The following is a 19476-nucleotide window of genomic DNA, read 5'->3' on the forward strand; positions in this document are numbered from 1 at the left end:
CCCGTCAGTGCGCCGCGGGGGTCTCCCGGCGGACGTCGTCGGCCTTGCGCAGGCGCGTGGCCAGCAGCACCGCACCGATCATGACGCCGGCCGCCACGCCGAAGGCGAGCCGCGCGCCGCCCGCCGTCGCCGCGGCCTCGGTGGCGCCGTCGTCGAGCAGGGCGACGGACCGCAGCGTGAGCAGGGCGACGAACAGCGCCGTCCCGGCCGCGCCCGCGAGCTGCTGCAGCGTGGTGATCGTGGCGGACCCGTGGGAGTACAGCCGGGGTGCCAGCCCGCCGAGGGCCGACGTGAGGGTCGGGGTGAACACGCAGGCCAGCCCGAGGCTGAGGACGACGTGCCCGACCATCACCCACCAGACGGGCGAGGACGGCGACAGCGTGGCGAACAGGACCATCGCCACCGCGACGGCCGACACGCCCGGCAGGACGAGCGGGCGCGGGCCGACCCGGTCGTACAGGCGGCCGACGACCGGGCCGAGCAGGCCCATCATGAGACCACCGGGCAGCATGACGAGCCCGCTGGCGAGCGGGGCGAGGCCGATCGCCTCCTGCAGCACCAGCGGCAGGCCGATGATCATGCCGAACATCGCGATCATCGCGACGACGAGCACGCTCAGACCGGCGGGGAAGCCCGGCGCCCGGAAGACCCGCAGGTCCAGCAGGGCGTCGTCGGTGCGCTGCAGGCGGAGCTGGCGCCGCACGAACAGCGCGAGGAACACGACCCCGCCCACGATCGGGAGCACGGGGGAGACCGGCGGCGTGTGCCGGGCCGCCTCACCGAGGGAGGACAGCCCGTAGACCAGCCCGCCGAACGCGAAGGCCGACAGCACCACCGACAGCGCGTCCAGGTGCTTGCGTGCCCGCTCGGCGACGTCGCGGACCAGGAACAGGCCGAGGGTGAGGCCCACCAGCGCGATCGGCAGCACGACCCAGAAGACCTCGCGCCAGCCCAGGGCGTTGACCACGGCGCCGGACATCGTCGGGCCGAGGGCCGGGGCGACCGCGATGACCAGGGACACGTTGCCCATCACCCGTCCGCGGTGGTGGGGCGGCACGATCGTCATCACCGTGGTCATGAGCAGGGGCAGCATGACCGCCGTGCCGGACGCCTGGACGACGCGGGCGGCGACCAGCAGCCCGAACACGGGGGCGAGCCCGGCGAGCAGGGTGCCGAGGCTGAACAGGGACATCCCCAGGATGAACGCCGTCCGCGTCCCGACACGCTGCAGCAGCCACCCCGTGGTGGGGATGACGACGGCCATCGTCAGCAGGAACGCGGTGGTCAGCCACTGCCCGGCCGACGGCTCGATCCCGAACTCGCTCATGACCGACGGCAGCGCCACACCCATGGTCGTCTCGTTGAGGATGACGATGAACGCCGACACCATGAGCAGCGCGATGACACCCAGGTGCTCGCGCGACAGCTTGTCGGTGTCGCGGGCGGGCACCTCCGCGGCGGGGGTCGCTCCGCCGGGCGGGGTCTCGGTGCTGCGTACGGTCATGAAACCTCCCGGTGGTTCGCTCGGACGTCGTCGACCGCGGGCGGCGCTGCGCACGGACGGACCCGTCGGATCAAGGCGTTCTCAGCCTGCGGTATTCCCTGTCACGGTGGCGACCTGATTTCGTCGCCGGACTCATCTGTCGACGCGGGCCGGGTCCCCGGACACCGTCACCGGAGCGGGGTGCCGCGCCCCGGCGAACCCGAGCAGCGCCGCGACGCCGACGTAGGCGAGCGCGAGCACGAGGAACAGACCCCGCGACCACCCCTCGTCGGGCACCGTCCAGGCGGCGAGCACCGCCGCACCGACGAACGCCGCGTTGTACAGCACGTCGAAGAAGGCGAAGGCGCGGCCGCGGAAGTCGTCGTGGGTGTCGCGCTGGACGATGGTGTCCACGGCGATCTTGGCGCTCTGGGCGGCGAGGCCGAGCAGACCGGCACCGACCAGCACGATCGTGCGGGACGGCGTGGTGGACAGCAGGAGCTGGGAGGCCGCGGCCAGCAGCAGCATCCACACGATCCAGCCCTGGGCCCCGGTGAGCCGGGACAGCACCGGGGTGATGACGACGGCGCACGCGCCGCCGACCGCGGTCGCCGCCAGGACGAGGGCGAAGTTCGCCAGCCCCGCGGCGGTCTGGCCGGGATCGGCCAGCAGGTTGCGGGAGATGAGGATGGCGGCGATGAAGACCACGCCGTAGAGGAACCGGTGGGCGGCCATCACCAGCAGCGCCTGGCCCGGTGTCCGCCGGGCGGCCAGGTAGCGGGCGCCGTCGACCAACCCGTGAGCGACGTCCGAGATCTCGGCCGCGAGGTGGCCGCGGGCGGGATGCTCCGGACCCAGCTGGTCGCGGCCGAGCCGCAGGGCGAGCAGCGCGGCGACACCGAAGACGACGGCGGCGCACACGAGCGCGGCCGCGTCGTGGGCCGGTCCGTCCGGGATGCCGAGCCCGATGGCCAGGGCGACCCCGCCCCCGAGGAAGACGGCGCCGGCGCCGAGGGTGGGCGTCAGCGAGTTGGCCGTGAGCAGGTACGGGCCCGCGACCACGTTGGGGAGCCCTGCGCTGAGCGCGGCGAGGAGGAAGCGGTTGACGCTCAGCGCCAGCAGCCCGAGCAGGATCACCCAGACGTCGCCGCTGCCCTCGAGGCCGACGGTGAGCATGATCGCGGCCATGGCCGCCGTGATGAGGACGCGCAGGGCGTTGCCGTGGGCGAGCACCTGGCGCCGCCGCCACCGGTCGAGGAACACGCCCGCGAAGGGGCCGACGATCGTGAAGGGCGCGAGCATGACGGCGAAGGCGCTCGCGACGCCGGTCGCCGTCCCCGCGCGTTCGGGGGAGAAGAAGAGGAGGGCGGCCAGGCCGACCTGGAACATGCCGTCACCGGCCTGGGAGACGAGCCGCACGGCGAACAGCCGACGGAACCCCTCCAGGCGCAGGAGAGCGCGCAGGTCGTGCCAGGTCTCGACCAGAGCTCCCACGGCTCCACCTTCCCATGGTGCGGCGCGGCCCGGAGGGGCTCACCCGCGTGGCGCGGCGCCGCCCTGTCCCGCGAGTCAGGACGTCCCGCCGCGAGTCAGGACGCGCGTGCGCGACTCAGGACGCCCGGGCTCGGTGTGCCGAGTGTCTCGCCCCGCTGCAGATCGACGGGCGACGTGCAGCGAGACGAGACGTTCGGGAACCGGCGGAAGCGGAGGCCTACTCGGGCCGTCCGAACGCTCCGGGTCAGCGCTCGACGTCGCCGGCGATGAAGGCCTCGAGCTGCGCGCGGCCCTGGGTGTCCTCCATCTGGACCGGCGGGGACTTCATGAAGTACGTCGACGCCGACAGGATCGGGCCGCCGATGCCGCGGTCCTTGGCGATCTTCGCCGCGCGGATCGCGTCGATGATGATGCCGGCCGAGTTCGGGGAGTCCCACACCTCGAGCTTGTACTCCAGGTTCAGGGGCGCCTCGCCGAACGCGCGACCCTCGAGGCGCACGTAGGCCCACTTGCGGTCGTCGAGCCAGGCGACGTAGTCCGAGGGGCCGATGTGGACGTTGCGGTCCTCCTTCTTGCCGGCGAGCGCGCCGGTCAGGTTGGAGGTGACGGCCTGGGTCTTGGAGACCTTCTTCGACTCGAGGCGGTCGCGCTGCAGCATGTTCTTGAAGTCCATGTTGCCGCCGACGTTGAGCTGGTACGTGCGGTCCAGCACGACGCCGCGCTGCTCGAACAGCTTGGCGAGCACGCGGTGCGTGATCGTGGCACCAACCTGCGACTTGATGTCGTCGCCGACGATCGGCACGCCGGCGTCCTCGAACTTCTTCGCCCACTCGGGGTCGGAGGCGATGAAGACCGGCAGGGCGTTGACGAAGGCCACGCCCGCGTCGATGGCGCACTGCGCGTAGAACTTGTCGGCGTCCTCCGACCCCACGGGGAGGTAGGAGACGAGGACGTCGACGTTCGCGTCCTTGAGCGCCTGGGTGACGTCGACCGGCTCGTCGGCCGCCTCGTCGATGGTCGCGGCGTAGTAGTCGCCGAGCCCGTCGAGGGTGGGGCCACGCTGGACCATGACACCCGTGGGCGGCACGTCGGCGATCTTGATGGTGTTGTTCTCGGAGGCGTTGATCGCCTCCGCCAGGTCGAAGCCGACCTTCTTCGCGTCGACGTCGAACGCCGCCACGAACTCGAGGTCGCTCACGTGGTACTCACCGAACTGCACGTGCATGAGACCCGGGACGGTGTCGGACGGGTCGGCGTCGCGGTAGTAGTGCACACCCTGGACCAGGGACGATGCACAGTTTCCGACGCCGACGATGGCAACGCGGACGGAGGTCATCCTCGCTCCTTGTTTCTCGGGGCCGGGGCGGGATGCGCCCCGGCGTCGTGGTCGCGGTCACGGCCGCTGACGCGGTCGCGCTCGGTCGTGATGAGCCCGTCGAGCCAGCGCACCTCGCGCTCGACCTGCTCCAGTCCGTGCCGCTGCAGCTCCAGAGTGTATTCGTCGAGCCGCTCGCGGGTCCGGGCTGCGGACTCCCGGACCGCCTCCAGGCGCTCGGTCAGCCGGGTGCGCCGGCCTTCGAGGATGCGGAGGCGGGTCTCGGCGTCCGTCTGCGCGAACAGCGCGAACCGGACGTCGAAGCTCTCGTCCTCCCAGGCCGCGGGGCCGGCGGAGGCGAGAGTGGTCTGCAGGTGTTCCTTGCCCTCCGGGGTGAGCCGGTAGACGATCCGTCCACGACGTCCCGTGAGGGGCTTCGTGCCCGACGCCGTCCGCCCGGACGCCCCGGAGGCTCCGGAGCGTGCCGGCGTGGCAGGGTCGGGGTCGACCGTCTCGATCAGGCCTCGTCCGACCAAGGACTTCAGGGCCGGGTAGAGGGTGCCGTAGGAGAAGGCGCGGAACGAACCCAGGAGCAGGTTGAGCCGCTTGCGCAGCTCGTAGCCGTGCAACGGGGCAGAGCTGAGCAGACCCAGGACGGCCGTCTCGAGAACGTTCGAGCGACTGCGCACCCGTGTTCTCCCTCCCGTGCCGACGGCACCTCTCATGGCGTTGTATCGAGTCGATACATCACGAGGATAGGACGAGCGCGACGGTGCGGCAATCGGCCGCTCCAGCGCGGCGAATGTGAAGGGCTCGTGGAGCCGCGGCCAGAGGTCTGGGGACGACCGGCGCACAAACGGTTGCGTCGCGCGTCCATCTCGACACCCCGCCGCGCGCATCCCCTAGTGTTCGGTGGGGTTCCTCGTGTCCGCAGGGGGGGGAACAGGGTCGAGGACATCGCACTTCGAAAGGGTGGACGTGGGTCGCTTCTGGAACTATCCGCGCCGGGGCCTGGGCCCTGTGCAGCGGTGGCTGCCGTCGTGGCGCATCGTCGTCGGCTGCGTGCTCGGGTTCGTCGCGCTCGGCGCCGGCGTCTTCTTCGCCGCGTGGACGTCGACCGCCATCCCGAAGAACCTCGACGACGTCGACCACCAGGCGACGACGGTCTACTACGCCAACGGCAAGGAGATCGGCACGTTCTCCAGCGTCAAGCGCGAGATCGTCGCCTACGAGGACCTGCCCAAGCACGTCGGCGACGCGGTCGTGGCCAGCGAGAACGAGTCCTTCTGGGAGGACGCTGGTGTCGACTTCTTCGGTATGGCGCGTGCCGCGTTCACCAACCTCACGACCGGCTCCCGGCAGGGCGGTTCCACGCTGACGCAGCAGTACGTCGAGCGCTACTACCTGGGCCAGACGAGCGACATCGCCGGCAAGGCGCGCGAGGCGATCATCGCCATGAAGATCGCCCAGAACCAGCCGAAGGAGCTGGTGCTGGACCGCTACCTCAACACGATCTACTTCGGCCGCGGGGCCTACGGCGTCCAGGCGGCCGCCCAGGCGTACTTCGACAAGGACGCCAAGGACCTGACCTACTCCGAGTCCGCCATGCTGTCCGGGATCATCCCGGCGCCCGTGCGCTACGACCCGTCGGAGAACCCGGACATCGCCAAGGCCCGCTGGGAGCGCAGCCTGAACCGGATGGCCGAGCAGGGCTACATCACCCAGGCCGAGGCCGACTCGGCCCAGTTCCCGGAGTTCGTCGAGAAGGACACCAGCAGCAACAGCCTCGGCGGCCAAAAGGGCTACATCATGAACGCCGTCAAGAAGGAGCTGCTCGCCACCGGGGAGTTCACCGAGGAGGACCTCGAGTCCCGGGGCCTGCAGATCCACACGACGATCAAGCCGAAGCTGCAGCGCACCGCAGCGAAGATCGTCAAGGACCTGCCCGAGGACGCGAACAAGAACATCCGTGCGTCCCTGGTGTCGATCGATCCCGAGACCGGGGCGATCGTGACGCTGTACGGCGGCGCCGACTACCTCAAGCAGTCGCTCAACACCGCCACCCAGGACAGGGTGCAGGCGGGTTCGACCTTCAAGCCGTTCACGCTGATCGGCGCGCTCGAGGACGGGGTCCAGCTCACCGACCGCTTCGACGGCAACACCCCGAAGACCTTCGAAGGCGTGGGCGAGAACGAAGAGGGCTACACGGTCAACAACTTCGGCGAGGAGTCGTACGGTGAGGTCGACCTCGTCGAGGCCACCACGCACTCGATCAACACCGCCTACGTCGAGCTGAACGTCGAGAACGGGCCGAAGCGCACCGTCGACGTCGCGCACCGCCTCGGCATCCGGGAGGACGAGGACGACCCGATCGCGCCCTATGCGTCCAACGTGCTCGGCACCCACTCGGTCTACCCGATCGACATGGCCGAGGCCTACGCCACGATCGCCGGGGGCGGCTACCACGTGGAGCCGTACATCGTGGACCGGGTGGAGCACATGGACGGCACCCAGCGCTACGCGAGGGAGACGACCGCCGAGAAGCGCTTCGAACCCGACGTGATCAACGCCGCGACCTACGCGATGACCCAGGTCGTGGAGAAGGGCTCGGGGCGCGCCGCGCTCGAGCTCACCGGGCCGGACGGGCAGCGCCGGCCGGTGGCCGGCAAGACCGGTACGGCCAACAACAACGAGACCGCCTGGTTCACCGGCTTCACCCCGCAGCTCGCGACCGTCGTCAACCTGCGGCAGTACAAGACGGTCGATGTCGAGCAGGGCATCATGAAGGACAAGGCGCCGATCGAGGCCTTCGGCCCGTACAGCGAGATCACCGGTTCGACCTGGCCGGCCGCCGCGTGGACCGAGTTCATGCAGGTCGCGCTCGAGGGCAAGGAGATCGCGGAGTTCCCCGAGTACACCCCGCCGACGCCGTCGTTCGAGCCGTCCCCGACGCCGAGCGAGACCGCCGAGTGGGTCGAGCTGCCGGACAACCTCGTCGGCATGAACATCAACGAGGCCACGAGGCTGCTGGAGAGCCTGGGCCTGTCGGTGGCGACGCAGGCGACCGACGACGAGGCCCGCAAGGGCACCGTCGTGAACGTCTACGACACGGGCGGCTCCGTCCAGACGGGGTCGACGGTCACGCTCTGGGTCTCGACCGGCAAGGTCGAGGAGCAGCAGAAGGTCGCTGTGCCCAACGTCGTCGGGCAGTCCGCCGGCTCGGCCGAGAGTCAGCTCAACCGGGTCGGTCTCTCGACGGCCGTGGTCGAGGAGCCCAGCAACCAGGTCCAGCGGGGCCAGGTGATCCGCACCGAGCCCGGCGCCGGGAGCGAGGTCGAGTCCGGGTCCACCGTCACGATGGTGGTCTCGTCCGGGCCCCAGCAGACCCAGGAACCGACGCAGGAGCCGACCTCGGAGCCGTCGCAGTCACCGTCCCCGACGGACCAGCCGGGCAACGGCAACGGGAACGGCAACGGGTGACCGAGGCCACCCGACGATGAACTTCGTCCGGGGTGCCCGTAGCAGGTATCCTGGTCGACTGGCCGTACCACGCCGCCCCCGCTCGGGGAACGGCAGGGCACGGCCGACGCACGCACTAACCCTCCTGCCACGGAACGACCGTGGCCGCTGAGACCAGAGGAGGTGGGTTGAACTCATGCGTCAGTACGAACTGATGGTGATCCTGGACCCGGAGGTCGAGGAGCGCACCGTGGCCCCGACGCTGGAGAAGCTGCTCAAGGTCGTCACGACCGACGGCGGCAGCGTCGACAACGTGGACATCTGGGGTCGTCGCCGCATGGCGTACGACATCAACAAGCGCTCCGAGGGCATCTACGCCGTCGTGAACTACACCGCGACGCCGGACACCGCGAAGGAGCTGGACCGTCAGCTGGGCCTCAACGAGGGCGTGCTGCGGATCAAGACGCTCCGCGCCGCTGCTCACTGAGACCCGCTGAACCGAGACACCCCGCATCCTCGCTGGGCACCTGTCGGTGCCCCGTGATGGGATGCCACTGGACCATCGAGGACAGCCGAATCTCGCGGACGAACGAAGGAGCTTGGCATGGCTGGTGAGACCGTCATCACGGTCGTCGGAAACCTGACCGCGGACCCGGAGCTGCGCTTCACCCCGTCGGGTGCAGCCGTCGCCAACTTCACGATCGCGTCGACGCCCCGCACGTTCGACCGTCAGTCGAACGAGTGGAAGGACGGGGAGGCGCTGTTCCTGCGCTGCTCCATCTGGCGCGAGGCGGCGGAGAACGTCGCCGAGTCGCTGACGAAGGGCATGCGCGTCATCGCGCAGGGCCGCCTTCAGCAGCGTTCGTTCGAGACCCGCGAGGGCGAGAAGCGCACCGTCGTGGAGCTGCAGGTCGACGAGATCGGCCCGTCGCTGAGGTGGGCGTCCGCCAAGGTCGCCCGCGCTCAGCGCAGCGGTGGCGGTGGCGGCGGATTCGGTGGCGGCTACGGCGGCAACGCCGGTGGCCAGCCCGGTGGCGGCGGTGGATTCGGTTCCTCCGGCGGCGGACAGCAGAGCGACCCCTGGGCCACGGCTGGCCCGGCGTCCTCGGGCGGCGGGTTCTCGGACGAGCCCCCGTTCTGATCGTCGCCCACATCCAGAATCACCCGTGACCTCCCGGCGTCGCGCCGGAGAGGTCCACACCTGAGAAGGAGCACACACCATGGCCAAGCCTGTGGTGCGGAAGCCCAAGAAGAAGGCCAACCCGCTCAAGGCCGCGAAGGTCGAGACGGTCGACTACAAGGACACCGCCCTGCTGCGGAAGTTCATCTCCGACCGCGGCAAGATCCGTGCGCGTCGCGTCACCGGCGTGAGCGTGCAGGAGCAGCGCCAGATCGCCAAGGCCGTCAAGAACGCGCGCGAGATGGCCCTGCTGCCGTACTCGTCGTCGGCCCGCTGAGGAAAGGATCCAGATCATGGCAAAGCTGATCCTGACCCACGAGGTGACCGGTCTCGGTGAGCCCGGCGACGTCGTCGAGGTGAAGGACGGGTACGCCCGTAACTTCCTCATCCCGCGTTCGCTGGCCACGCCGTGGACCAAGGGCGCCGAGTCGCAGATCTCCGCGATCCGCAAGGCCCGCAAGGCCCGCGAGATCGCCACGCGCGAGGACGCCCAGGCCGCGGCCGAGTCGATCCAGTCGCGGACCTACACCGTCGAGGCGCACGCCGGCGAGTCCGGCCGCCTGTTCGGTGCGGTCACGACCGCGGACATCGCCAAGGCCGTGCAGTCGGCCGGCGGCCCGTCCGTCGACAAGCGCAAGATCGAGATCGGCCAGCCGATCAAGTCGCTCGGTGAGCACACCGTGTCGATCCGCCTGCACCCCGAGGTGTCGGCGAAGATCGAGCTGGAGGTCGTCGCCGGCTGACGCCGGTCCGATCGTCCGAAGGCCCCGGTTCCCGTCATGGGGAGCCGGGGCCTTCGTCGTCCCCCGTGAGCGTCGGTGCTCGTGCCGCCCCGCCGATGGACCGGTCCGCGCCCGCCACCGAGACGAGCACGCGCTCGGCAGTTCGTGCCTCGCTCGGCAGTTCAAGCTGCCGAACGAGGCACGAACTGCCGAGTGAATCCCCAGGCTGTGGATGACCAGCGGTGACCCCTCGGTCGGGCCGCGATGCTGAAGTCCGTGCCCTCCGAGATCGTGATCGCCCGCGAGTCCTTGCCGTCGGACCTCCGGCAGGCGTGCCGCGCCGGCGAGATCGAGCGCATCCGACGAGGTGCCTACCGGTCCGTGCCGGACGCTCCGGACGGAGGGCGTCGGAGTGCGGCGCGTGACCTGCAGATCGACCGGGCACGGGCGTTGGACCGACAGCTGCGAGCCGGCCACTGGTTCAGCCACGCGACAGCGGCGATGCTCCACGGACTCCCGCTGTGGCGGCTGCCGAGCGGCATCCACGTGCTGCAGGCCTACCGCGCGTCGTCGCGCGCCGCTCAGGACGTGCACCGGCACGTGACGCCGGTGCCGCCGGGGGAGCGCACCGAGGCTCTGGGGCTGCCGTCGACCACCCTGGAACGCACCGTGGCGGACTGCGCCACGACGATGCCTCCGCTGGAGGGACTCGTGATCGCCGACTCCGCTCTGGTCCGTGGGCTCGACTGGTCGGCCACGGGCGCGTTGATCGGCGAGCGGACACGTGGTCGCCGGCGCGGGATGCTGGTGCTCGAGCTCGCTGACCGGGGTGCCGAGAGCCCCTGGGAGTCCTGGCTGCGGTACGTCGCCCACTGGGCCGGTCTGCCGCGCCCGCGGACCCAGGTACCCGTCGCCACGCGGCTCGGACGTTTCCGCGTCGACATCGGTTGGCCCGAGCACGCGGTTCTCGCGGAGTTCGACGGGCTGGTGAAGTACCGGACCGGTGCGTTGGGCGGTGACCACGATCCCGACCGGGCACGTATCGAGGAGAAGCGCCGCGCCGACGCGATCACGGAGGCGACCGGCATCCAGCTGCTGCGCGTCACCTCGAAGGATGCCTACGACCCGCACGCGGTGGCGGACCGGCTGCTCGCCCGTTTCCCGGCTGCCGTGCGCGGGACGGCGCGCCGGAACCCGCTGCTGTCCCGGCCGCGCTGACCGGGGGCCGCCGTCGCGGGTACCAGCGGGAGGCTCGCACCGACGAGTCGCGATCGGCAGTTCGTGCCTCATTCGGCAGTTCAAGATGCCGATCCAGGCACGAACTGCCGAGCGGGCGCAGCTGAGCACGGCATCGGGGTCAGGCGCCGGTGGTCATCCACCGCTCGCCGCGGGCGCGCAGACCGGTCGTCAGGGCGCGGGCCAGCATGAAGACCCCGGCGAACGCCGCCCACAGCCAGGCCAGCCCCACCGCACCCTCCGGAGCCCAGGAGCGCACCGCCAGGGCGACCGGCGCGTAGACGACGAGCGTCAGCATGCCTGCCCAGGCGAGGAACCGGCCGTCCCCGGCCCCGATGAGGACGCCGTCAAGGACGAACACCCACCCGGCCATCGGCATGAACACCCCGCAGACGACGAGCCCGGCGGTGATGGCCACACGCACGTCGGGGTCGGGGGAGAACAGCGGGGCTATCCACCAGGACGCCGCCGCGAGGACGACGCCGATGAGCGCTCCCGCGCCGACACCCCACTGCAGGCACCGCCGCAGCACGGCGCGCACCCGGGCGGTGTCGCCGGAACCGAGCCCGAACCCGACCAGCGCCTGCGCCGCGATCGCGAGGGCGTCCAGCGCGAAGGCCGCGAGTCCCCACAGGCTGTTGACGACCTGGTGCCCGCCGAGCGCGACGGCACCGAGCCCGGTGGCGACCCACACGGTCAGCAGGATCGCCAGGCGCAGCGAGATGGTGCGCACCAGCAGGGGAGCGCCGGCGACCGCGTTGGCCCAGATGCCCGCGTGGTGGGGGCGCATCGAGGCACCCCGGCGTCGGGCCCCGGTGACGACGACGACGGCGAGCACGGCCGCCATCAGGAGCTGCGCCGTCGTCGTCGCGAGGGCCGAGCCGGCGATCCCCATCCCGACGCCGTAGACGAGCGTCACCGAGCCGACAGCGTTGAACACCGCACCGCTGGACGCCACCCACAGGGGGGTACGGGTGTCCTGGAGTCCGCGGAGCACGCCCGTCGTGGCGAGCACGAGGAGCATCCCGGGCAGCCCGGGGGAGGACCAGCGCAGGTAGGTGACCGCGTGCTCGGCGACCTCGCCGGTGGCACCCATGGCGGAGACCGCCCAGGGCGCCGTCGTCCACAGGAGTATCCCCAGGACGAGGCCCAGCCCGAGGGCGAGCCACATACCGTCGACGCCGGACTGGAGGGCCTCGCGGTCGTGCCCGGCGCCCAGCCGTCGCGCCACGGCGGCGGTGGTGGCGTAGGCGAGGAAGATGCACAGCCCGACGAGGGTCAGCAGGATCGTGGAGGCGAGCGAGAGGCCGGCGAGCTCGGCCGTCCCCAGGTGCCCGACGACGGAGCTGTCGACGAGCACGAACAAGGGCTCGGCGACGAGGGCACCGAGGGCCGGCCAGGCGAGCGCGAGGATCTCGCGGTCGATGCGGCGGAAGTCACCCACCGAGTTTTCCTCCACAGCATGAGTACGACGTCGTGGCTGTTCACACCCCGTTTCGGGGCTTGTACACAGCAGATTTCCCCAGTTGTGCACAGGGTTGTCCACCGGCTGTGCACAGGATGTGGGCAGTCTTCCACACCGGGGTCCACACGTTCGTCCACAGGGTCCGTTGCGTCGGTCCCTGGGCGCGCCTAGCGTCATCCACACTGTCAGAGGCGCACGCTAGAACAAGACCTTGACGACCGGTGAACGAGCCCACGCGGGGCATTGATTCCGGTGAGAACCGGACTGGGGGACGCATGTCGATCGAGGAGCTCGAAGCAGGCTACGGATCACGGCCGGCCTTCGACCGCACCCCTCCCCAGGACCTCGACGCCGAGATGAGCGTGCTCGGCGGCATGCTGCTGTCCAAGGACGCGATCGCCGACGTCGTCGAGCAGATCCGCGGCAACGACTTCTACCGGCCGGCGCACGAGGCGATCTACGAGGCGATCATCGACCTCTACGGCCGCGGCGAGCCGGCCGACGCCATCACGGTCGTGGCCGAGCTGACCAAGCGCGGCGAGATCGGCCGCATGGGCGGCGCCTCCTACATCCACGACCTCATGGCCGGGGTGCCGACCGCCGCGAACGCCGGCTACTACGCGCGCATCGTGCGAGAGCGGGCCGTGCTGCGCCGTCTCGTCGAGGCCGGCACCAAGATCGTCCAGCTCGGGTACGCGACCGACGGCGGCGACGTCGAGACCGTCGTCAACAACGCCCAGGCGGAGATCTACGCCGTCACCGAGCGCAGGACCACCGAGGACTACGCGCCGCTGGCGGACATCATCGGCGGCACGATGGACGAGATCGAGGCCGCCGGGAACCGTGGCGAGGGCATGGTCGGCGTGCCCACCGGGTTCGCGGACCTCGACCGCCTGACGAACGGTCTGCACCCCGGGCAGATGATCGTCGTGGCCGCGCGACCCGCCATGGGTAAGGCGCTCGCGCTCGACACCCCGCTGCCGACGCCGAACGGCTGGACCACGATGGGCGAGGTCGCCGTCGGCGACGAGCTGCTCGCCCCCGACGGCACGCCCACGCGCGTCGTGGAGGCCACCGAGGTCCTGACCGACCGGCCTTGTTACGAGGTGGAGTTCGACGACGGCACGACGATCGTCGCGGACGCCCAGCACGAGTGGGCCACCAGCCTGACCGGCGATCCCGTCGATACGTCGGTGCGGACGACCGAGGCGATCGTGGCGTCGATGGATCGCGGCGCGGCGCACTCGGTGTCGCGCCCGGGCGCGGCCTGGAAGATCGTGGCCGTGCGCCCGACAGTGTCGGTGCCGGTGCGTTGCGTCCAGATCGATCATGCGGATCACCTCTACCTGGCGAGCCGGGCCATGATCCCGACCCACAACTCGACCCTGGCGCTGGACCTGGCCCGCGCTGCGTCGATCAAGGCCCAGAAGACCTCCGTGGTGTTCTCGCTCGAGATGAGCCGCAACGAGATCACGATGCGTCTGCTGTCCGCCGAGGCGCGGGTCCACCTGCAGAAGCTGCGCAACGGCTCCATGGGCGACGACGACTGGCAGAAGCTGGCCAAGATCATGGGCAAGGTCTCCGAGGCGCCGCTGTTCATCGACGACTCGCCGAACATGTCGCTGACCGAGATCCGCGCCAAGTGCCGCCGGCTCAAGCAGAAGCACGACCTCGAGCTCGTCATCGTCGACTACCTGCAGCTCATGACGTCCGGCAAGAAGGTCGAGTCCCGGCAGCAGGAGGTCTCCGAGTTCTCGCGTGCGCTGAAGCTGCTCGCGAAGGAGATCGAGGTCCCGGTCATCGCTTTGTCGCAGCTGAACCGTGGTCCCGAGACCCGCAGCGACAAGAAGCCGCAGATGTCGGACCTGCGTGAGTCGGGCTGCCTGACCGAGGACACGAAGATCCTCCGCGCCGACACGGGCGCCGAAACGACGATGGGTGAGCTCCACGCGGAGGGCGCTACCGACGTGCCGGTGTGGGCCCTCAACGACCGCTTGCAGTACGTGCGCCGCCACCTCACCCACGTGTTCTCCACCGGGGTGAAGCCGGTGTACCGGCTGCGGTTGGCGTCCGGCAAGGAGATCGAGGCGACGGCGAACCACCCGTTCCTCACCTACGAGGGCTGGACCCCCCTCGGCGAGCTCGAGGTCGGGTCCAGGCTCGGTGTGCCGCGGCACGTCCCGGGGCCGGAGCAGAACACTGCGTGGGACGACCGCAAGGTCGTCATGCTGGCGCACCTGCTCGGTGGCGGTGAATCGTCGGCGCAGGTTGCCTCTCTCGCGGACGGCGACTGGGCTGCTCCCGAGCTCGGCGTCCCGGCAGCGGTCTTCCACCTGCCGAAGGACCAGATCGCGCTCTTCCTCAAGACGCTGTTCACCGATCGCGGTGCAGTGCTGGGCTCGGACGACGATGGACGCGTGACGCTGCCTGGATCGCGGCGGGTCCTCGAGGGAGTCGCCCGGCTCCTGTTGCGATTCGGCATCGCCACCCGGGTCACAACGGCACCCTCGAACCCGCGTCTCACCGTCGACGGGGTCGACGATCTGCGACGGTTCCTGCAGGAGATCGGGATCGACGGTTCGGAGACCGCTGCGGCGGCTCGGCTGCTGGAGCAGGTTCGTGCGCAGTCGTCCGGCGCGCGAGGGGGGACCCGCCACATCTGGGACGAGGTGCGCGACGTCCTCAGTGCCCAGGTGGTTGTTGCAGGAACGGTCACCGTTCAGGACGGCGGGCGCCAGCGGCTGGGCGTCGTCGCTGAGGTGCTCGACGAGGCTGATCTCGAGATCGAGGCCGTCAACGACCTGCTGTGGGAGGAGGTCGTGTCGATCGAGCCGGTGGGGGAGAAACAGGTCTTCGACGCGACGGTGCTCGGCACCCACAACTTCATCGCCAACGGCATCGCTGTCCACAACAGCATCGAGCAGGACGCCGACATGGTCATCCTGCTGCACCGCGAGGACGCCTACGAGAAGGAGTCCCCGCGCGCGGGTGAGGCCGACCTGATCGTCGCCAAGCACCGTAACGGTCCGACCGACACCATCACGGTGGCGTTCCAGGGCCACTACTCGCGCTTCGTCGACATGCAGGTCTAGCGAGCTTTTTGTCGACGTGCAGCCTAGATTGCAGCGAGCATCCTGCCGCACTTCACCGGTGACCAGCTCGCAGCGACCGAGCGATGGGCACACCGGCACAGCACGGCCGTCCTCGGGCTCCCGGAAACCGCCGGCCTTCACGGCGTCGAGCAGTACCTGCCCGGCGAGCGGATCCCGGACGTGGGACGGGCTCGTCGCGCAGCAGGCCGACGGCGATCCTGGAGCCCCCTGACGCCAAGAACGAGCGGGCTGACGGGCTCCAGCCACTCCGCGATGACGGGGTACGCTAACTTCCCGCCATGACGTGGTTCTTTGACATTCCACAATGTAGGCGTACCTTGACAGACATGGACGGGACGAGCGCTGCGGGCATCGGCGCCCAGCTGCGCGCCGCCCGTCGTGCGGCGGGTTGGACGCAGCAGGAGCTGGCCCGACGGTCGGGCGTCTCCCGACCGACCGTCGGGCTCATCGAGCGGGGGCACCCGAACGGCGAGCTGGGCAAGGTCCTGGCGATGGTCAAGGCGCTCGGGCTGCAGCTGCGCCTCGAGCGGGGCCCCGCCCAGACCTTCTCCCTGGACGTCCTCGAGACGGAGACCGAGCCGCTGTGACCCGGCAGCTGGCGGTGCTGCTCTACGGTCGGCAGGTCGCCACCGCGACGCAGGACGCCCACGGGCGCCATCACCTGACCTACGAGCCGGGCTACACCGGCCCGGATGCGACCCCGGTGTCGATGTCGATGCCGACGGTGCTGGAGGTTCACGCCGGCAAGCCCGTGGACGCCTACATGGCGGGTCTCCTGCCCGACGGCCTGGACGTCCGTGAGCGCTGGGCGGACCGATGGGGCGTGTCGGCGACCAACTCCTTCGCCCTGTTGGAGCACATGGGGCTGGACTGCGCCGGCGCTGTGCAGTTCGTCCCTCCGGAGGGCGTCGAGGAGGCGCTGACACGCCCGACGCACCTGAGGGCACTGTCCCAGGAGGACATCGCCTCCCGGCTGGCCGCGCTGCGCACGGATGACACGTCCTGGGTGGTGTCCGGCGAACGGTGGTCCCTGGCCGGAGCCCAGGGCAAGTTCACGCTCACCCGCTCCGGGGAGGGTCGCTGGAGCGAACCTGAAGGAGCCTCACCCTCCACCCACATCGTCAAGCCCGGCGTCAGCGGCTACCGCGACCAGGCCCTGAACGAGCACCTGTGCCTGCGGGCGGCCGCCGCTTGCGGGCTGGAGGCCGTCGCCACCGAGTACACCGCGTTCGCCGGTCAGCCGGCCCTTGTGATCGCCCGCTACGACCGGCGCCGGTCCGGCGATCAGGTCGTCCGCCTGCACCAGGAAGACATGTGCCAGGCGCTGTCGGTGTTCCCCCGCAGGAAGTACGAGGCGTCCGGCGGGCCCGGCGTCGCGCGGATCGCGGAGCTGTTGCGGGACCGGAGCACGCGACCCGACCGCGACGTGCGAGCGTTCCTGACGGCGGTCGCGTTCAACTACCTGATCGGCGCGCCCGACGCGCACGCCAAGAACTACTCCGTTCTCCTGGCGGGCTCCCAGGTACGCCTCGCCCCCCTGTACGACGTCGCCTCAGGGCTGCCGTACGAAGCCACCGGAGCCGATGCCGAGCTGGACCGCTCGGCGATGTCGATCGGCGGGCACCGGATCTTCGGGGACGTCGCCGGGCGCCACTGGGACCGCATGGCGCGCCTCGCGCGCTTCAGCCCGAGGCAGATGCGCGAGATCGTGGCCGACCTCGCCGAACGAATTCCGTCCGCGCTCGAGCAGGGCGTCAGCGCGCAGTCACACGCCGATGACGAGCTCGGCGTGCGCCTGATCGAGCGGGTCGGAGCCCTGTGCGCCACCACGCTCGACCATCTGAGGCAATGACGGAAGGCCCCTAGCCGTTCGGGAACAGCGGTCCGGCCCGGCTGATCGACCCGTCCCGGACAACCCAGCACCCGTTCGAGAACTCCGCCTCCAGCTCGTCGCCGGCAGCAATGGTGACCCGGACGAGTGCGCCGTCCTCGCCGGCAACCCCGACCGAAACGGGGTGCGGGTCCGGGTCGACGCCCGGGCGGCACCAGGATTCGGATCCCCCTCGACGGGGCGTGCGGGTGGATCTGGACATAGCCTCAAGTGGCCGGCCCGGAAGGAGAGGCTCCACCGCGACGACGCGGGCGTGTGCCGCAGCAGGGTCCTCCGAACGGGATGGTCGCCATGAAGATCGAGAATCAGACGGACACGAGGCTGTACTGGCGCGTGTTCAGGCCCGATGACCTGGTCCGGGTGTCAGGGCTCGCGGACGGGTGGATCGGTGCGCGCAGCGCCGCCGCATGGAGCGACAACGCGTTCGGGCAGGTGCGGCTCGAGATCAAGAACGGCGCGACGTCCCGGTACGACGACGTGGTGAAGACCGGCGTCGACCTGATCGTCACGGGTACCTCCGTCCACGCCCGCGGACGTGCCACGGAGATGCCGCTCTCGGGTCAACCGGGCGAGCGGCGTGAGGTGAAGCCGTTCCCGCCCGCCCCCGGAGCGGTCAGGCGCCTGCTCGTGGTGAACGAGGCGAACATCCCGGTCCACGTGGGCATCTCGTGGGGGAACGTGCTGCAGCAGGTGCGCAACAACCTGGCAGCCGGCGACTTCGACTGGTTCTCGCTCTCCGAGGCGGGCGACCACGACCTCACGATCCTGCCGGCGTTCAGCGTCGACGAGAAGCCGAGCGAGCTGAACAGCATCGACCACAACGGCAAGGCGATCACGGGCTGGACCATCGCGGCGGCAGGGGTGGCCCTGACCGTGGCCACCGGAGGCGCCGCGCTCGTGTTCGGCGCCGGCCTGGTCGTCTCGGGCGCGGGGCTCGTCTCGATCGCGGCGGACTCCAAGGTCGCCCCCTGGACGACGGTCCTGACGGGTGCCCGCGGGTTCGACGTCGTCGTCACGGGCGGCGTGTCCGGCACCCGCGAGAAGCCGAGCATCGCGTTGCAGCCCTTCGACCTCGAGACCACGGTGCCGGGCTACTACGACCAGCTCGTCAGGACGATGGCCGACCCGACCGCGCGGATCGTCAGCATCGACCAGCAGAGCGTCGGCCGGACGTTGGACGCCTACCGTTCCGGGGACTTCATCGCCGTCACCCGCGACAGGGACGCGCGCATCGCCTCGCGGCACTGGGTGCTCACGGAGGTGGGCGACGGGTCGGTGTGGATCCAGCAGCTCAGCAACGGTCGGTACCTCGACGCGCACCAGGACGCTTCCCAGGACTTCCGAGCCTGCACGCGCGGCGGGCCGGGGCCGGGCAACCAGGCCTCTCGTCGGTGGCGGATGCTTCCCGACGGTGACGCGTTCCGGATCCAGCAGGTCAGCTCGGGCCGCATCCTCGACGCGCACGCGACGCCGTCGTACGACTACGGCGTCGTCACCCGGGAGAACACCGCGCAGGCGTCGCGGCGATGGGTCGTCACGGACGTGCGTCCCGCCTTCGACTGAGATCAGGTCCCGTCCCGGGACGAACCGTTCTCCGGGGGACGCCCCGAGGGTCCGACGCCCCCGGGTCGCTCCGGCTCGAGCTGGTGCGCGCGATAGTCGGTCATGCGGCCGTCGTAGGTGGCGATGTGCGCCTCCACGCGTTCCACGTACAAGCGGTCCGGGTCGGGCGCGCCGGCGTAGGCCCCCGCGGTGGTCAGGTGCAGGCGATGTTCCCGTGCGAGCTCGCGGCGCAGGACGTCGAGCGCGACGGCGGCGGGCGTCGTGCGGCTGAAGATCCTCTCGACGCCCGCACCCACGACGACGAGGAAGCCCAGTGTCGGGATGATCCACCTCTGGCCGTCGGGGGCGACCGCTTGCGTGAGGGGGATGGCGGCGCCGGCGGCGAGGACCAGCAGCCACACGAGCTGGATCCCGCCGGACCGCAGCCACGCCGCGACGTCGGCGACGCGCAGCCGCGTGCGGAGAGTGCGGTCGTACCGGGACTGCGTGCGCGTGGACTGCTGGTCGCTGCTGCGTGCCATGACGGCTCCTGTCCGACGCCGGCCGCCCCGTCGC

Annotated in this window: 16 protein-coding genes; 10 read left to right on the top strand and 6 right to left on the bottom strand. The window is 70.6% G+C overall.

Annotated features, from left to right (window positions below; translation table 11 throughout):
* Positions 1-4: 4 nt before the first annotated feature.
* The 4 genes from Q6350_RS04460 to Q6350_RS04475 form a co-directional block, all read right to left on the bottom strand.
* Positions 5-1504, bottom strand: coding sequence for an MDR family MFS transporter (locus Q6350_RS04460; protein ID WP_304602996.1), 1500 nt, complete (start codon positions 1502-1504; stop codon positions 5-7).
* Positions 1505-1636: 132 nt separating this feature from the next.
* Entirely contained in the window at positions 1637-2977 is a 1341-nt protein-coding gene (locus Q6350_RS04465) for an MFS transporter (RefSeq protein ID WP_304602997.1), read from the bottom strand.
* Positions 2978-3221: 244 nt separating this feature from the next.
* Entirely contained in the window at positions 3222-4313 is a 1092-nt protein-coding gene (locus Q6350_RS04470) for an inositol-3-phosphate synthase (RefSeq protein WP_304602998.1), read from the bottom strand.
* Positions 4310-4981, bottom strand: coding sequence for a PadR family transcriptional regulator (locus Q6350_RS04475; RefSeq protein ID WP_304602999.1), 672 nt, complete (start codon positions 4979-4981; stop codon positions 4310-4312). Before Q6350_RS04475 ends, Q6350_RS04470 begins: the two co-directional genes overlap by 4 nt.
* A gap of 289 nt (positions 4982-5270) precedes the next feature.
* On the opposite strand from Q6350_RS04475, the gene Q6350_RS04480 reads away from it, so the two are divergent.
* From Q6350_RS04480 to Q6350_RS04505, 6 genes are all read left to right on the top strand, one after another.
* Positions 5271-7772 (top strand): transglycosylase domain-containing protein, encoded by a 2502-nt coding sequence (locus tag Q6350_RS04480; protein WP_304603000.1) that lies wholly within the window; start codon positions 5271-5273, stop codon positions 7770-7772.
* A gap of 175 nt (positions 7773-7947) precedes the next feature.
* Complete coding sequence (rpsF, locus tag Q6350_RS04485; protein WP_304603001.1) at positions 7948-8238, top strand: 30S ribosomal protein S6; 291 nt, start codon at positions 7948-7950, stop codon at positions 8236-8238.
* Between the two features lie 117 nt (positions 8239-8355).
* The gene (locus tag Q6350_RS04490) at positions 8356-8892 is read left to right on the top strand and encodes a single-stranded DNA-binding protein (RefSeq protein ID WP_171246654.1); all 537 of its coding nucleotides are present in this window, start codon (positions 8356-8358) and stop codon (positions 8890-8892) included.
* 79 nt (positions 8893-8971) lie between these two features.
* Complete coding sequence (rpsR, locus tag Q6350_RS04495; protein ID WP_106265817.1) at positions 8972-9208, top strand: 30S ribosomal protein S18; 237 nt, start codon at positions 8972-8974, stop codon at positions 9206-9208.
* A gap of 16 nt (positions 9209-9224) precedes the next feature.
* Complete coding sequence (gene rplI / locus Q6350_RS04500) at positions 9225-9674, top strand: 50S ribosomal protein L9 (protein WP_171246653.1); 450 nt, start codon at positions 9225-9227, stop codon at positions 9672-9674.
* A 255-nt stretch (positions 9675-9929) separates the two neighbouring features.
* Positions 9930-10871 (top strand): hypothetical protein, encoded by a 942-nt coding sequence (locus Q6350_RS04505; RefSeq protein WP_305065461.1) that lies wholly within the window; start codon positions 9930-9932, stop codon positions 10869-10871.
* 139 nt (positions 10872-11010) lie between these two features.
* Here Q6350_RS04505 and Q6350_RS04510 read toward each other — a convergent pair whose 3' ends face one another.
* Positions 11011-12333, bottom strand: coding sequence for an MATE family efflux transporter (locus Q6350_RS04510; RefSeq protein ID WP_305065463.1), 1323 nt, complete (start codon positions 12331-12333; stop codon positions 11011-11013).
* 395 nt (positions 12334-12728) lie between these two features.
* Between Q6350_RS04510 and dnaB the strand changes: the two genes are divergently transcribed.
* The 4 genes from dnaB (at position 12729) to Q6350_RS04530 (ending at position 18921) form a co-directional block, all read left to right on the top strand.
* Entirely contained in the window at positions 12729-15446 is a 2718-nt protein-coding gene (gene dnaB / locus Q6350_RS04515; RefSeq protein WP_370375365.1) for a replicative DNA helicase, read from the top strand.
* A 347-nt stretch (positions 15447-15793) separates the two neighbouring features.
* Positions 15794-16054 (top strand): helix-turn-helix domain-containing protein, encoded by a 261-nt coding sequence (locus Q6350_RS04520; protein WP_304606421.1) that lies wholly within the window; start codon positions 15794-15796, stop codon positions 16052-16054.
* Positions 16051-17319 carry a type II toxin-antitoxin system HipA family toxin gene (locus tag Q6350_RS04525; protein ID WP_305065468.1) on the top strand — a complete coding sequence of 423 codons (1269 nt, stop codon included), beginning with the start codon at positions 16051-16053 and terminating at the stop codon, positions 17317-17319. The genes Q6350_RS04520 and Q6350_RS04525 overlap by 4 nt, the downstream gene beginning before the upstream one ends.
* A gap of 330 nt (positions 17320-17649) precedes the next feature.
* Positions 17650-18921 carry an RICIN domain-containing protein gene (locus tag Q6350_RS04530; protein ID WP_305065470.1) on the top strand — a complete coding sequence of 424 codons (1272 nt, stop codon included), beginning with the start codon at positions 17650-17652 and terminating at the stop codon, positions 18919-18921.
* A 2-nt stretch (positions 18922-18923) separates the two neighbouring features.
* Here Q6350_RS04530 and Q6350_RS04535 read toward each other — a convergent pair whose 3' ends face one another.
* On the bottom strand, positions 18924-19442 hold the full coding sequence (locus Q6350_RS04535; RefSeq protein ID WP_305065471.1) for a hypothetical protein: 519 nt from the start codon (positions 19440-19442) through the stop codon (positions 18924-18926).
* Between the last annotated feature and the right edge of the window lie 34 nt (positions 19443-19476).

Source organism: Isoptericola sp. b515, from assembly GCF_030588125.1.
Lineage (GTDB): Bacteria > Actinomycetota > Actinomycetes > Actinomycetales > Cellulomonadaceae > Isoptericola > Isoptericola sediminis.